General features: G+C 71.8%; 13 protein-coding genes. 3 read left to right on the top strand and 10 right to left on the bottom strand.

Annotated features, from left to right (window positions below; all coding sequences use genetic code 11):
* Window positions 1-2: 2 nt before the first annotated feature.
* The 4 genes from IEZ11_RS01625 to IEZ11_RS01610 form a co-directional block, all read right to left on the bottom strand.
* Window positions 3-1,031 (bottom strand): 6-phosphofructokinase, encoded by a 1,029-nt coding sequence (locus IEZ11_RS01625; protein WP_189260689.1) that lies wholly within the window; start codon window positions 1,029-1,031, stop codon window positions 3-5.
* Window positions 1,032-1,170: 139 nt separating this feature from the next.
* Window positions 1,171-1,833, bottom strand: a complete 663-nt coding sequence (locus IEZ11_RS01620; protein ID WP_189260688.1) for a response regulator — start codon at window positions 1,831-1,833, stop codon at window positions 1,171-1,173.
* On the bottom strand, window positions 1,833-3,044 hold the full coding sequence (gene macS, locus IEZ11_RS01615) for a MacS family sensor histidine kinase (protein WP_189260687.1): 1,212 nt from the start codon (window positions 3,042-3,044) through the stop codon (window positions 1,833-1,835). Before macS ends, IEZ11_RS01620 begins: the two co-directional genes overlap by 1 nt.
* A 153-nt stretch (window positions 3,045-3,197) precedes the next feature.
* Window positions 3,198-3,932 carry a lysophospholipid acyltransferase family protein gene (locus IEZ11_RS01610; protein WP_189260686.1) on the bottom strand — a complete coding sequence of 245 codons (735 nt, stop codon included), beginning with the start codon at window positions 3,930-3,932 and terminating at the stop codon, window positions 3,198-3,200.
* 177 nt (window positions 3,933-4,109) lie between these two features.
* On the opposite strand from IEZ11_RS01610, the gene IEZ11_RS01605 reads away from it, so the two are divergent.
* Both IEZ11_RS01605 and IEZ11_RS01600 read left to right on the top strand, forming a co-directional pair.
* Complete coding sequence (locus IEZ11_RS01605) at window positions 4,110-4,889, top strand: alpha/beta hydrolase (protein ID WP_189260685.1); 780 nt, start codon at window positions 4,110-4,112, stop codon at window positions 4,887-4,889.
* Entirely contained in the window at window positions 4,882-5,487 is a 606-nt protein-coding gene (locus tag IEZ11_RS01600; RefSeq protein WP_189260684.1) for a hypothetical protein, read from the top strand. The genes IEZ11_RS01605 and IEZ11_RS01600 overlap by 8 nt, the downstream gene beginning before the upstream one ends.
* Window positions 5,488-5,925: 438 nt before the next feature.
* Here IEZ11_RS01600 and IEZ11_RS01595 read toward each other — a convergent pair whose 3' ends face one another.
* The 6 genes from IEZ11_RS01595 to IEZ11_RS01570 form a co-directional block, all read right to left on the bottom strand.
* Window positions 5,926-6,672: an endonuclease/exonuclease/phosphatase family protein gene (locus IEZ11_RS01595; RefSeq protein ID WP_189260683.1), complete on the bottom strand. Its 747-nt coding sequence runs from the start codon at window positions 6,670-6,672 to the stop codon at window positions 5,926-5,928.
* Window positions 6,673-6,815: 143 nt separating this feature from the next.
* Window positions 6,816-7,769, bottom strand: coding sequence for an ROK family glucokinase (locus tag IEZ11_RS01590; protein WP_189260682.1), 954 nt, complete (start codon window positions 7,767-7,769; stop codon window positions 6,816-6,818).
* Between the two features lie 91 nt (window positions 7,770-7,860).
* Window positions 7,861-8,322 carry a DUF5304 domain-containing protein gene (locus tag IEZ11_RS01585; RefSeq protein ID WP_189260681.1) on the bottom strand — a complete coding sequence of 154 codons (462 nt, stop codon included), beginning with the start codon at window positions 8,320-8,322 and terminating at the stop codon, window positions 7,861-7,863.
* A 63-nt stretch (window positions 8,323-8,385) separates the two neighbouring features.
* Window positions 8,386-9,540: an ArsA family ATPase gene (locus IEZ11_RS01580; RefSeq protein ID WP_189260680.1), complete on the bottom strand. Its 1,155-nt coding sequence runs from the start codon at window positions 9,538-9,540 to the stop codon at window positions 8,386-8,388.
* A gap of 253 nt (window positions 9,541-9,793) precedes the next feature.
* Window positions 9,794-10,237 (bottom strand): SRPBCC family protein, encoded by a 444-nt coding sequence (locus IEZ11_RS01575; protein WP_189260679.1) that lies wholly within the window; start codon window positions 10,235-10,237, stop codon window positions 9,794-9,796.
* A gap of 131 nt (window positions 10,238-10,368) precedes the next feature.
* Window positions 10,369-11,166, bottom strand: coding sequence for a metallophosphoesterase family protein (locus tag IEZ11_RS01570; RefSeq protein ID WP_189260678.1), 798 nt, complete (start codon window positions 11,164-11,166; stop codon window positions 10,369-10,371).
* Between the two features lie 316 nt (window positions 11,167-11,482).
* On the opposite strand from IEZ11_RS01570, the gene IEZ11_RS01565 reads away from it, so the two are divergent.
* A complete protein-coding gene (locus IEZ11_RS01565; RefSeq protein WP_189260677.1) occupies window positions 11,483-13,279 on the top strand; it encodes an AMP-dependent synthetase/ligase in 1,797 nt (598 codons plus the stop codon).
* Window positions 13,280-13,297: the final 18 nt, after the last annotated feature.

Below are 13,297 nucleotides of genomic sequence, written 5' to 3'. Positions count from 1 at the left end.
TGTCAGCCGAAGAAGACCCCGACCTCCTCGTACAGCTTCAGGTCGACGGTCTTCAGCTTGGCCGTGGCCTCCGCGATCGGCACCCGGACGATGTCGGTGCCGCGCAGCGCGACCATCTTGCCGAAGTCCCCGTCGCGGACGGCGTCGACGGCGTGCAGGCCGAAGCGGGTGGCGAGCCAGCGGTCGAAGGCGCTGGGCGTGCCGCCGCGCTGGATGTGGCCGAGGACGGTGGTGCGGGCCTCCTTGCCGGTGCGCCTCTCGATCTCCTTGGCCAGCCACTCGCCGACCCCGGAGAGCCGGACGTGCCCGAAGGAGTCCAGCGTCCCGTCCTTGAGGACGACGTCGCCGTCCTTCGGCATGGCACCCTCGGCGACGACCACGATCGGGGCGTACGAGGCCTTGAAGCGGGAGGTGACCCAGGCGCACACCTGGTCCACGTCGAAGCGCTGTTCGGGGATGAGGATGACGTTGGCGCCGCCGGCGAGACCGGAGTGGATGGCGATCCAGCCGGCGTGTCGGCCCATCACCTCGCAGACCAGGACCCGCATATGGGACTCGGCGGTGGTGTGCAGCCGGTCGATGGCCTCGGTGGCGATGCCGACCGCGGTGTCGAAGCCGAAGGTGTAGTCGGTGGCGGACAGGTCGTTGTCGATGGTCTTCGGTACGCCGACGACGGGCACGCCGTACTCGTCGGTGAGGCGGGCGGCGACGCCGAGGGTGTCCTCGCCGCCGATCGCGATCAGGGCGTCGACCTCCAGTTTGGCGAGGTTGTCCTTGATCCGGCGGATGCCGTTGTCCTGCTTGAGCGGATTGGTGCGCGAGGAGCCGAGGATGGTGCCGCCGCGGGGCAGGATGCCGCGTACGGCGGGGATGTCGAGGCGGACGGTGTCGCCTTCGAGGGGTCCGCGCCAGCCGTCCCGGAAGCCGACGAAGTCATAGCCGTACTCCTGCACGCCCTTGCGGACGATGCCCCGGATGACGGCGTTGAGCCCGGGGCAGTCACCGCCTCCGGTCAGTACTCCGACCCGCATTGGAAATGTCCCTTCGCCGCGGTTGCCTGGTGGGACTCACGCTAATGGTGATCCAGCTCACACAGGGATGGGCGCGGAAGGGCAATTCCGGTGAATTGTCGGGCGGTTGGTTTACCCGCTGCCCGAAGATCAGATCAGATCAGGCGTCGTCGAGTCCCGCCTCTATCGCGTACCGCACCAGCTCGACCCTGTTGTGCAGTTGGAGCTTGCCGAGGGTGTTCTGTACGTGGTTCTGGACCGTGCGGTGCGAGATGACCAGGCGTTCGGCTATCTGCTTGTAGCTCAGGCCCTTGGCGACCAGCCGCAGCACCTCGGTCTCGCGGTCGGTGAGCCGCGGCGCGTCGGGCCGGTCGGCGTCCGCGGCCGGGGCCGGTTCGGAGGCCAGCCGGCGGTACTCGCCGAGGACCAGACCGGCGAGGCCGGGGGTGAACACCGGGTCGCCGACGGCGGTACGGCGGACCGCGTCCAGGAGCTCCTCGGTCGAGGCCGACTTCAGCAGGTAGCCGGTGGCGCCGGACTTCACCGCCTCCAGGACGTCGGCGTGCTCCCCGCTCGCCGAGAGGACCAGGACCCGCAACGCCGGGTTGTGGCCGACGAGTTCCTTGCAGACCTGGACCCCCGGCTTGGCGGGCAGGTTGAGGTCCAGGACGAGGACGTCGGGCCCGGCGGCCTTGGCGCGGCGCACCGCCTGGTCGCCGTCCCCCGCGGTGGCGACCACCTCGAACCCGGCCTCGGCCAGGTCCCGGGCGACCGCGTCCCGCCACATGGGATGGTCGTCGACCACCATGACCTTGATGCTCATCAACGCTCCGCCTTCCCCGGGGAGACCTTCGGTACCTTCAGCTCTACTTCCGTGCCCTGCCCGGGAGTCGAGACCAGCTCGGCGCTGCCGCCGAGGTCGCGCAGCCGCCCCCGGATCGACTGGGCCACCCCGAGCCGCCCCTCGCCCTCGGCCTGGGCGAGCCTGCCCTCCGGGATGCCGGGGCCGTCGTCCCGTACGGTCACCACGACCTCGCCGGGCTCGTCCTCGACCAGGATCCAGGCCCGCGCCCCGTCCCCCGCGTGCCTGCGCACATTGTCCAGGGCGGCACCGACGGCCGCCGCCAGTTCGCGGGCGGCTCGCGGCGGCAGCTCCACCGGCGCACCGGGCTCGGCGAGGCCGACCCGGGATCCGGCGTACCGCGCGAGCAGTGCCCGCAGGTCGACGGGGCCGCCGTCGTCCGGTTCCTCGACCAGGCGTACGACCGCGCCCTGGGTCTCGTCCTCCGAGACCCGTGAGAGCGGCACCAGCCCGCCGGAGACCAGCGTCCGCAGCGCCACCTCCTGCTCCCCGGCCAGCCGGCCCAGTTCGGCCGCGTCGCCGCCGAGGACCGTGCCGCGGCGCTGCACCATGGCGAGCACCTGGAGCACGCCGTCGTGGATGTCCCGGGCCAGCCGCTCCCGTTCCCGGGTCGCCGCCTCGATCTCCAGGGCGCGGGCGAGGGTGCGCTCGGAGGCGCGGGCGACCTCGACGACGTACCCGATGGCGATGGAGGCCACCCAGACCAGGACCACGCTGTGGACGGTGTCGCGGGCCGGGTGGCCGCGCTCGACCAGGTTGGCGACGGCGACCGGCGTGGAGGCGAACGCGGCCCAGCGCCAGCCGCCCTTGAGAGCGAAGGCGAGGACCGAACCCGCGGTCCATATCGACGGCAGGGTCGGGCCGCCCCGGTCGATGTGGCCCTGGGTGACCACCCAGGGGGTCAGCACGATGCCGGTGAGCGCGACCGCGAGGTCGACGGCGAGGAAGCGCTTGGTGCAGGCCGCCGCGCTCTGCACGCGGGGCAGGGTGGCCAGGGTCCAGACGGTCAGGACCGCGAAGTAGGCGAGGGCGACGCCCGCGCGGTCGTAGTCGTCGTAGGCCGAGGCGAACAGGCCGATCGCGTACAGCAGGGTCAGGACCCGGTAGCCGGTCAGGGCACGCCACAGCGGCTGCTCGACCGACATCCGTATGACCCGTTCCCGCTTGCTCATCTCCCCCAGTCCCCCCTGCCCGTCCCCGTGCCGCCGCCCAGCGCTCCGCCGGAAAGTGCCACGCTGTGCCGCCTGTCGACTGCGGCGCCGTCGTGGCTGGTCACCCAGTTCCTCCCCCGGCCTTCGGCCGGGGGTAGCCCGCTGCCGAACGGCCTAGGACTCGGCGGCCTTCTTCTCTGCCCGCGCCGCCTCCTTCCCGGCCTTGGCGGCGTCCGCGATCCGGCGCTTGGCGGCGGTCGCGTAGATGTCCACGTACTCCTGGCCGGAGAGTTTCATGATCTCGTACATGACCTCGTCGGTCACCGCGCGCAGCACGAACCGGTCGTGCTCCATGCCCTGGTAGCGGCTGAAGTCCAGCGGCTTGCCGATCCGGATGCCCGGCCGCATCAGCTTGGGCATCACCTGCCCCGGCGGCTGGATCTTCTCCGTGTCGATCATGGCGACCGGGACGACCGGGGCGCCGGTGGCGAGCGCCACGCGCGCGAGGCCGCCGGGCTTGCCCCGGTACAGCCGGCCGTCGGGCGAACGGGTGCCCTCCGGGTAGATGCCGAACAGCTCGCCGCGCCTGAGCACGTCTATGCCGCTCTGCACCGCGGCCTCGCCGGCGCCGCGCGCGCCGGAGCGGTCCACCGGGAGCTGACCGACGCCCTTGAAGAAGGCGGCCGTGAGGCGGCCCTTCACCCCGGGCGTGGTGAAGTACTCGGCCTTCGCGATGAAGGTGACCTTGCGGTCCAGCACCGCGGGCAGGAAGAACGAGTCCGAGAAGGACAGATGGTTACTCGCCAGGATCGCCGGGCCCTCGGCCGGAACGTTCTCCAGGCCCTCCACCCAGGGCCTGAAGGTGACCTTCAGCGGTCCCCCGATGGCGACCTTCATCGCGCCGTACAACAACCCAGTGCCTCCTGTTTCCGTCGATCAGACCTTAACCCGGAGCGCCGGGAATGGGCCCGACGACCCTGGTCGGTGTCAGTGCCGTCGCGTACCGTGAAGCACAACCGGAGTCGTCGTCCATGGCTCTCGCAGTTCCGCCCCGTCGAACGAACTCGAACGAATTGGAGACCGAAGGTGCCGGTTCTCCCCGGAGCCGAGCCGTACCGCCATGACGGCGGGGAGGTCGGCGTCCTCTTCTGTCACGGCTTCACCGGCTCGCCCCAGTCGCTGCGCCCCTGGGCGGAGCACCATGCGGCACACGGCCTGAGCGTGTCCGTGCCCCTGCTGCCCGGACACGGCACCCGCTGGGAGGACATGCAGGTCACCGGCTGGCAGGACTGGTACGCGGAGGTGGACCGCGAGCTGCGGTTGCTGCGCGAGCGCTGCTCCCAGGTGTTCGTGGCGGGCCTGTCCATGGGCGGCACCCTGGCACTGCGGCTGGCCGCCAGGAACGGTACGGGTGTGGACGGCGTGGTGATCGTCAACCCGGCGAACAAGGTGCACGGCCTGTCGGCGTACGCCCTTCCGGTGGCCCGGCATCTCGTCCGCACGACGCGGGGCATCGCCAGCGACATCGCCAAGCCGGGCGCCGCGGAGACCGGGTACGACCGGGTGCCGCTGCACTGCGCGCACTCGCTGCGGAACTTCTTCCGCCAGGTGGACAAGGAGTTGCCGCAGGTGACCCAGCCGCTGCTGCTCCTGCGCAGCACCCGGGACCATGTGGTTCCGGCGGTGGATTCCGCCCGGATCCTGAGCCGGGTGTCCTCCACGGACGTAACGGAGGTCGTGCTGGAACAGAGTTACCACGTGGCGACGTTGGACCATGACGCGGACCGGATCTTCGAGGAGAGCCTCGCCTTCGTCGGCCGGCTCGCACCCAGTGTCGGCAAGGAAGGGACGGCCGCAGTTGGCTGAGCACGACTCCGACCGCGAGGACCGCGAGCCGGACGAGACGGGGGTGCCCTTCGACGAGGCGGCCGCCTGGGCGGCGATCGTCGCGGGGTACGGCGAGGAGCCGCCGGACCCGCCGGGCACGAAGCCCTACAGGCCGGTGCAGGATCTCGCGCTGCCGGCGACCGACGAGGACGACGACGAGCAGGAGACCGACGCGGGCACCGAGGCCGCCGGGACCGATGCCGCGGCGGCCGAGGAGCAGCGGCCGGTGCGGCCGCTGGGCAGTTCCATCTCCTTCGCGCCCGGGGTGGGCGGCCCGCGGGACTACACGGCCGCGGAGCCGTCGGAGGACGACTTCGACGAGGACGACGAGGGGCACTTCGTGCCGCCCGAGCCGCCGCCGCTGCCGGACGCCGACGCCACGGCCAAGTTCGCCTGGCTGGGCGTGGCGGGCGGGCCGGTGCTGCTGCTGCTCGCGGTGCTGCTGGGCTGGGACATGACCTGGTGGCTGGCGACGCTGGGCATCGGCGGCTTCCTCGGCGGCTTCGTCACGCTGGTGACCAGGATGAAGACCGACGACGACGAGGACGGCGACCCCGGGCGGGGAGCCGTCGTCTGACCGACCCACACCCGCCCGAGGGCCCGTCCGGAACCGCTCCGGACGGGCCTTCCCCTGTTCCGGGGCCGGTCCGGTCCCCGGAACAGGGGAACTCGCTTCCGTCGACCGGCGAGGGAGAGGTGAACAACCGAGTCCGAGCCGCAGAGGCCTTCGGACGCACCGTAGGACCACAGCGCACCGGTTCCCGCGACGGGGAGCGCGAGGACAGTGACGCCCGGGTGATCGCTGCGGCAGCCGGGCGACCTCGCTCGACTGCCGCACCGAGGAGGACTGGTCGCAGATCCGCCTCAGCCTCGCCGCGCTGCTGCAGCCGGTCCCGGTGCCGCCGGACCAGACGGACGCGGAGGGGCGTACCGGGGTGGCCGTCGCCTACGACGACCCGACGCTCCCGAAGGACGGTTGGTGGCCGCCCTCGGGGCGGTGACGCTCAACGCCGGTTCAGGCCGCGGGTACCCGGAGGGCGGCCAGCACGGGCAGGTGGTCGGTCGCCCGCCTGAGATCGGCCTCGGCCGCTCCGGGCTGCTCCAGAGGCACGCCGCAGCCGAGCACCTCGATGCCCTTCGTCGCGAACACGGCGTCGATGCGCTGGTGGGGCTCGGTGGACGGAGAGGTGAACCCGCCGCCCCAGGGGGCGGTGGCGCGGCAGTCCTGGAGCGCGTCGGCCAGGCGGCGGAAGGTGCGGCCGTCGGGGCGGTCGTTGAGGTCGCCGCCGGCGATGGCGTACGGAACGCCCATCCCGGCCATCCGGTCCAGGAGCAGGCCGCCCTGCTCGTAGCGCTCGTCCTGGCTGAGGCTGAGGTGGAAGCTGGTGACGCCGAGCCGGGCGCCGCCGAACCGGACGACGGCGGCCGCGAGGCCGCGGCGGTGCAGACCGGGGGTGAGGGGGAGAAGGACGTCCTCGGTGCGCTCGACGGTGGCGCGCAGTGAGCAGAGGATCGCCGGGCCCGCCGCCGTCCCGCCGCCCGTGAGGATCACCAGGTCGCAGGCCGAGGCGAGGCGGGCGAGCTTCTTGCGCCAGCGGAAGAACCGGGGAGCCTCCTGGACCAGGACCAGGTCGGGGGCGCAGGCCCTGATGACGCGGGCGAGCGCGTCGGTGTCGTCCCGCATGGAGCGGATGTTGTAGCTGAGGACGCGGATGACGGCGGAACCGTCGGGCTCTGTGTGGGAGTTGGGGAGCGGCGCCATATTGATCAATGTACGCCGGGTTGGGGAGGCCGTGCGCCTACGGGGGTGGGACGCGGGGCGGGTGGGCGACCGCCGGTCGTGTGCGGCTGGTCGCGCAGTTCCCCGCGCCCCCAAAAAAAGCAGGTGGGACCCGTGGGCAGTGATTACATGATCGGGTCGGGTTCGCGAGCCAGGTCGGCTGCCCCCACCAGGCCCGCCTCGTTGCCCAGCTGGGCCGCGATGACGTCGGCGACCGGGCGCCAGTTGCCGCCCACCAACCAGCGCTTGTAGGACTTGCGGATCGGGTCGAGGACCAGTTCGCCCTCGTCCGAGAGGCCGCCGCCGACGATGAACGCGGAGGGGTCGAAGAGGGAGGCCAGGTCGGCGAGGCCGGCGCCGGCCCAGCGGGCGAGCTCGCGGTAGGAGTCGACGGCGACCGGGTCGCCCTGCCGGGCGGCCATGGAGATGTGCTTGCCCTCGATGCCCTCGGGCGTGCCGTCGCCGAGGGCGAGCAGGATCTCGGCGTGCTCCGGGGTGGCGTTGGCGCGCTGCTTGGCGTAGCGGACCAGGGCGCGGCCGGAGGCGTACTGCTCCCAGCAGCCCTGTGAGCCGCAGCCGCACAGCAGCCCGTCCGGGACCATCCGGATGTGCCCGAACTCGGCGGCGACGCCGAAGTGCCCGCGGCGCAGCTTGTTGCCGATGATGATGCCGCCGCCGAGGCCGGTGCCGAGGGTGATGCAGATGACGTTGCGGTGGCCCTTGCCGGCGCCGAACTTGTACTCGCCCCAGGCGGCGGCGTTGGCGTCGTTCTCCACGACCACGGGGAGGCCGACGCGGGCCTCGACTTCTTCCTTCAACGGCTCCTGGCGCCAGTCGATGTTGGGCGCGAAGTAGACCGTGGAGCGCTGCCGGTTCACGTAACCGGCGGCGCCGATGCCCACACCGACGATCTCGTGCCCGGCACGGGCGCCCTCGACGGCGGAGGCAATGGCGTCCACGATGCCCTCGGGCGTGCCCGGGGTCGGCACCTTGTGGGTCGAGAGGATGTTGCCTTCCTCATCGACCACGCCGGCCGCGATCTTCGTGCCGCCGATGTCGACGCCGATGGTGAGTCCCATGAATCCCTCAGTTTCGGTCGAGCCCCGCTACGGCCAACCGTACCCGAGGCCCTGCGGTCGGGGTCCCGACGGCAGGGTCTTCAGGGGGCCGTCAGTCGAGGTCGATGCGTTCGCCGGGGCCGGTGTCCTCGCCCGGGTCGTGCTTGCCGGAGGTCCAGCGGGTCTCCTGGGTCTGGACCGCGGAGCGGTAGGCGGCGAGGAGTTCGCTGCCGGCCGCGGCCAGGTGGTCGAAGACGTCCGGGTTGCGCTCTATGACGGGCTCGACGGCGTTCTTCGCCTGCTGGACGACCTGCCGGACCACCTGCTGGGCGGCGGGACCGGCGACCGCCCCGAGCAGCGGGGTCTGGATGCCGGAGAGCTTGTCGGCGACGGCGTCGACGAGCTTGCGCAGTTCCTCGGCGGCCGACCCGGGAGGCGAGCCGTACTGGGAACGGCGGCGGGCCTTCTCCGCCTCCAGATCCTCGGCGCAGGCGGTGGCCCAGGCGTCGTCGTCGGTCGCCCGTACCTCGTCCGCGGCCTCGGAGGCGTCAGCTGTGGGGCGCTCTTCGCTCATGACCGACTCCTGACTACGGTTCGTCTCTACGACGTTACCCGAACGGGCGTACCGGTTTCATCGTCAGCGCGGCCACAGCTCCGGGTCCGGCGCGAACCGCAGCCTCAGCTCGCCGTCGCGCAGCGCGGCCCCGGCGACGGTGCAGCGGCGCAGGGCCGAGGGCAGGGCGACGATCCGGCGGAAGCCGCCCACGGTGATCACGACCTCGTCGCCGCGCCGGACGAGGTCCAGGCCGTCCCGTATCGCGCCGGGCAGCGGGATGTGCCAGACGAGGACGCCGTCCTCCTCGATCCGGTCGGCGACGCGCCACTCGACCGGGGCGGGCGCGGTGTTGACGCCGGGCGCGGCGAGCGCGGCGAGGTCGTCGGTGCCGCGCGGGTCGTGTCCCAGGTGGGCGACGGTCGTGACCTCGTAGGCCTCCGCCCACTCCGCGAGGGTCTTGCGCTGCTGGGCGACGAGGGTGTGCAGCGAGGTGTCCTCGGGCAGCACCCGGTTGGCGACCAGGGTCGCGCAGGGCAGACCGCGCAGGGCGAGGCCGAGGCGGGCGGTGCGGACGGCGTCGGCGCCGGCCGGGCCGGGTTCGGCGACCAGGCGTACGGCGGTGTGGCGGTCGGCGAGGACGGCCTCGACCGCGGCGAGCTCGGCGTCCCAGCGGGCGGCCGTCTCGTAGAGCCAGTCGGCGGGCATGGGGACGCCGGCGAGGCGGCCGAGGACGGGGCGCAGGGCGCGGGCCGCCTGCCGCTCGGGCGGGAGCAGCCGGCGCAGGTAGCGGCGCAGCTCCTCGGGGAGGGCGAGCAGGGCGAGTGCCCGGGGGGCGGGCGGAAGGTCCACGACCAGCAGCTCGTAGCGCTCGGACAGGGCGGCGTCGCGCAGGGCGCGCAGGAAGGACAGCTCCTCGGCGCCGGGAAGGGGGGTGAGCTCCTCGGCGTCCAGGCGGGAGGCGCCGAGGAGGTCGAGGACGTTCGCGGCGCGGGTCTGGAAGGCGGTGAGGTCCTCGCGGAAGCGGGCGGCGGCGTCGGGGCGCCAGGCGGTGAGGGTGGGGGTGAGGCGGGTGGGCTCCGGTCCTGTCGCCGTGCCCAGGGCGGCGCCGAGGGTGTCCTCACGGTCGGCGCTCAGGACGAGAGTGGGGGTGCCCTCGGCCGCGGCGCGCAGGGCGGTCGCCGCGGCGACGGTCGTACGGCCGCTGCCGCCCGGGCCGGTGATCAGGATGGTGCGCATGAGGGTGAACCGTAACGGACGTCCAGGTGAGCCCTCGCTACAGCGGGCGCAGCGGGTGTCACTTACCGGCGCCGACAGGGTGCCCCCGCGCCCACCCGTGCCGCCCTGCGGCACGCCTGCCCGCGGCTGAAGAGGGCCGGCTGTGCAGCTGACGCGACTACAGCGCCCCGTCAGGGGCGCGGGGAACTGCGCGATCAGCCGCGACGGACCCGTACCCGGGAGACCACGCGTACCCCCGCGGCGCGTCCCTACCTCACTTCTCCCCCGACTCCACCCTCTTCTTCAGCCCCGCCAGCGCCCGGTCGATGATGACCTTCTCGGCCTTGCGCTTGATCATGCCGAGCATCGGGATCTTCACGTCCACCGTCAGCGAGTACGTGACCTCGGTGGCACCCGCGCCCACCGGCTTCAGAAGGTACGAGCCGTCCAGGGAGCGCAGCATCTGGGACTTCACCAGCGTCCAGGAGACCTCGTCGCCGCCGGTCCAGGTGTATCCGAGGACCTGGTCGTCCTTGATCGCGCCGGCGTCCATGACCAGCCGGACCTGCTCGGCACGGCCCTGGGCGTCGGTCTTCAGGACCTCCGCCTCCTTCACCTCGCCGGTCCAGTCCGGGTAACGGGCGAAGTCGGCGATCACCGCCATGACGTCGGCCGGGGCCGCCTCGATCGTGATGCTCGAGCTGGTGTGTTCCGCCATCGCCGTGGCTCCTCCAGATGCGGGCCGGTGAGACCATGAAAGGGGGGTCGCTGCACAGGCGTGCGCACGCACGTGCAGCGTGAAGGCTACCGCGCGGCCGACCAGCCGACTTCACCCCCTGTCCGGGGCGGTCACCATTCCAGTGCCCAGGGCCGTCCCGTACCCGCGAAGTGCCCGACGTTCACGCACTCGGTGGCCCCGATCCGCATCCGCTTCACCAGCGGCTGGTGGACATGTCCGAAGAGCGAGTAGCGGGGGCGGGTGCGGCGGATGGCGTCCAGCAGGGCCCGGCTGCCCCGTTCGAATCGGCGCGCGACGGTGTCGTAGACCAACTCCGGCACCTCGGGCGGGATGTGCGTGCAGAGCACGTCGACCTCGCCGACCGCCTCGATCTTCGCCGCGTACTCCTCGTCGGAGATCTCGTAGGGGGTGCGCATCGGGGTGCGCAGCCCGCCGCCGACGAAACCGAAGACCCGGCCGCCGATCTCGACGCGCTCGCCGTCCAGCACCGTCGTGCCCGGCCCGGCGTACTCCCGCCACAGCGGTGGCATGTCGACGTTGCCGTACGTCGCGTACGTGGGTGCCGGGAACACCGCGAACATCTCGGCGTACTGCTTGCGCACCGCCTTCTCGATGGCGGTGGCGCGGTCCATGCCGATGCCGCCCCAGAGCCGGGCACCGAGTTCCCGGGCTTCCTCGAAACGGCGGGCGGTGCGGAGTTCGACGAGCCGGTCGGCGTTCTCGACGCCGAACAGGTCGGGGAAGATGCCGCGGGAGTGGTCGGCGTAGTCGAGGAAGAGGACGAGGTCGCCGAGACAGATCAGGGCGTCGGCGCCGTCGCCGGCCCGGGCCAGGTCACGGGTGTTGCCGTGCACGTCGCTGACCACGTGGACGCGGGTCCTCGGGACGCCGGAGGGTGTGGCTGACATGGTGATCAAGCGTAGGCCTGTGCGGCAAACGTGAACAGGCAATGGCCGGGCCTACGGTTACTGGTCAGTCACTAAGGCCTTGGACTACCGTACGCGAAGGAACACCAACCCGTGTGACGCACCGAACATCTCGCCGGACCCCCCTGTCGAAGAAGCCATACCGGCGGGTAACGTCCGGGCAGTCCAGTCGTGCTCAGGATTTCAACCAACGGATCTCCCAACCCGTGGCGAAGCCCTGAGCACCTGCCCGAGCCTTGGACCGCACCGTCGCATCGCACAACGTCGTGGCGTCGGCGCCCTATGAGGAGCAGCAGTCTTGCGCGAGTTCAGCCTTCCGGCTTTGTACGAGGTCCCCGCGGACGGCAATCTGACCGACATCGTCCGCAGAAACGCCGCGCAGCATCCCGACGTAGCCGTCATGGCCCGCAAGGTCGGGGGTGTGTGGCAGGACGTGACCGCCACGACCTTCCTGGCCGAGGTGCACGCGGCCGCGAAGGGCCTCATCGCCTCGGGCGTCCAGCCGGGCGACCGGGTCGGCCTGATGTCCCGCACCCGCTACGAGTGGACGCTCCTCGACTTCGCGATCTGGAGCGCCGGCGCGGTCACCGTGCCGGTGTACGAGACCAGCTCACCGGAGCAGGTGCAGTGGATCCTCAGCGACTCCGGCGCGACCGCCTGCATCGTCGAGCTCGACAACCACGCGGCCGCCGTCGAGTCGGTGCGCGAGACGCTGCCCGCCCTCAAGCACGTCTGGCAGATCGAGGCCGGTGCGCTGGAGGAGCTGGGCCGGCTCGGCCAGGGCGTCACCGACGCGACCGTCGACGAGCGCAGCTCCCAGGCGAAGGCGGACGACCCGGCGACCGTCGTCTACACGAGCGGTACGACCGGGCGCCCCAAGGGCTGCGTCCTCACCCACCGCGCCTTCTTCGCGGAGTGCGGCAACATCGTGGAGCGCCTGCGCCCGCTGTTCCGCACCGGGGAGTGTTCGGTCCTCCTCTTCCTGCCGCTCGCGCACGTCTTCGGCCGGCTGGTCCAGATCGCCCCGATGATGGCGCCGATCAAGCTGGGCTGCGTCCCGGACATCAAGAACCTCACCGACGAACTGGCCGCGTTCCGGCCGACGCTGATCCTCGGCGTCCCGCGCGTCTTCGAGAAGGTCTACAACTCGGCGCGCGCCAAGGCGCAGGCGGACGGCAAGGGCAAGATCTTCGACAGGGCCGCGGACACCGCGATCGCGTACAGCAAGGCGCTGGACACCCCGTCGGGTCCGTCCCTCGGCCTGAAGATCAAGCACAGAACCTTCGACAAGCTCGTCTACAGCAGGCTGCGCGCGGTGCTCGGCGGCAAGGGCGAGTACGCCATCTCCGGCGGCGCCCCGCTCGGCGAGCGGCTGGGCCACTTCTTCCGCGGCATCGGCTTCACGGTCCTGGAGGGCTACGGCCTGACCGAGTCCTGTGCGGCGACCGCGTTCAACCCCTGGGACCGGCAGAAGATCGGCACGGTCGGTCAGCCGCTGCCCGGCTCGGTCATCCGCATCGCGGACGACGGAGAGGTGCTGCTGCACGGCGAGCACCTGTTCAAGGAGTACTGGAACAACCCGGCCGCGACCGCCGAGGCGCTGGCCGACGGCTGGTTCCACACCGGGGACATCGGCACCCTGGACGAGGACGGCTACCTCAGGATCACCGGCCGCAAGAAGGAGATCATCGTCACCGCGGGCGGCAAGAACGTCGCCCCGGCCGTGATCGAGGACCGGATCCGCGCGCACGCGCTGGTCGCGGAGTGCATGGTGGTGGGCGACGGGCGGCCGTTCGTGGGCGCGCTGGTCACCATCGACGACGAGTTCCTGGGCCGCTGGGCGGCCGAGCACGGCAAACCGGCGGGCTCCACCGCGGCGTCGCTGCGTGACGACCCGGATCTGCTCGCGGCGATCCAGGCCGCTGTCGACGACGGCAACGCCGCGGTGTCGAAGGCGGAATCGGTGCGGAAGTTCCGCATTCTGTCCTCCCAGTTCTCGGAGGAGTCGGGCCACCTGACGCCGTCCCTGAAGCTCAAGCGCAATGTGGTGGCGAAGGACTACGCGGACGAGATCGAGGCCATCTACCAGAAGTAGAGCGGCACTCGGAGGCTG

It is taken from the genome of Streptomyces fuscichromogenes, from assembly GCF_014645815.1.
Taxonomy (GTDB): domain Bacteria; phylum Actinomycetota; class Actinomycetes; order Streptomycetales; family Streptomycetaceae; genus Streptomyces; species Streptomyces fuscichromogenes.
The sequence above is the reverse complement of the archived record's forward strand: the minus strand, read 5'-3'. Positions and strand labels throughout refer to the sequence as shown.

Coding starts and splice junctions, on each gene's coding strand:
- IEZ11_RS01570 (WP_189260678.1), bottom strand. CDS start 11,166: ATGTCAGCCACACCCTCCGGCGTCCCGAGGACCCGCGTCCACGTGGTC.
- macS (WP_189260687.1), bottom strand. CDS start 3,044: ATGAGCAAGCGGGAACGGGTCATACGGATGTCGGTCGAGCAGCCGCTG.
- IEZ11_RS01620 (WP_189260688.1), bottom strand. CDS start 1,833: ATGAGCATCAAGGTCATGGTGGTCGACGACCATCCCATGTGGCGGGAC.
- IEZ11_RS01595 (WP_189260683.1), bottom strand. CDS start 6,672: ATGGCGCCGCTCCCCAACTCCCACACAGAGCCCGACGGTTCCGCCGTC.
- IEZ11_RS01625 (WP_189260689.1), bottom strand. CDS start 1,031: ATGCGGGTCGGAGTACTGACCGGAGGCGGTGACTGCCCCGGGCTCAAC.
- IEZ11_RS01585 (WP_189260681.1), bottom strand. CDS start 8,322: ATGAGCGAAGAGCGCCCCACAGCTGACGCCTCCGAGGCCGCGGACGAG.
- IEZ11_RS01590 (WP_189260682.1), bottom strand. CDS start 7,769: ATGGGACTCACCATCGGCGTCGACATCGGCGGCACGAAGATCGCGGCC.
- IEZ11_RS01580 (WP_189260680.1), bottom strand. CDS start 9,540: ATGCGCACCATCCTGATCACCGGCCCGGGCGGCAGCGGCCGTACGACC.
- IEZ11_RS01575 (WP_189260679.1), bottom strand. CDS start 10,237: ATGGCGGAACACACCAGCTCGAGCATCACGATCGAGGCGGCCCCGGCC.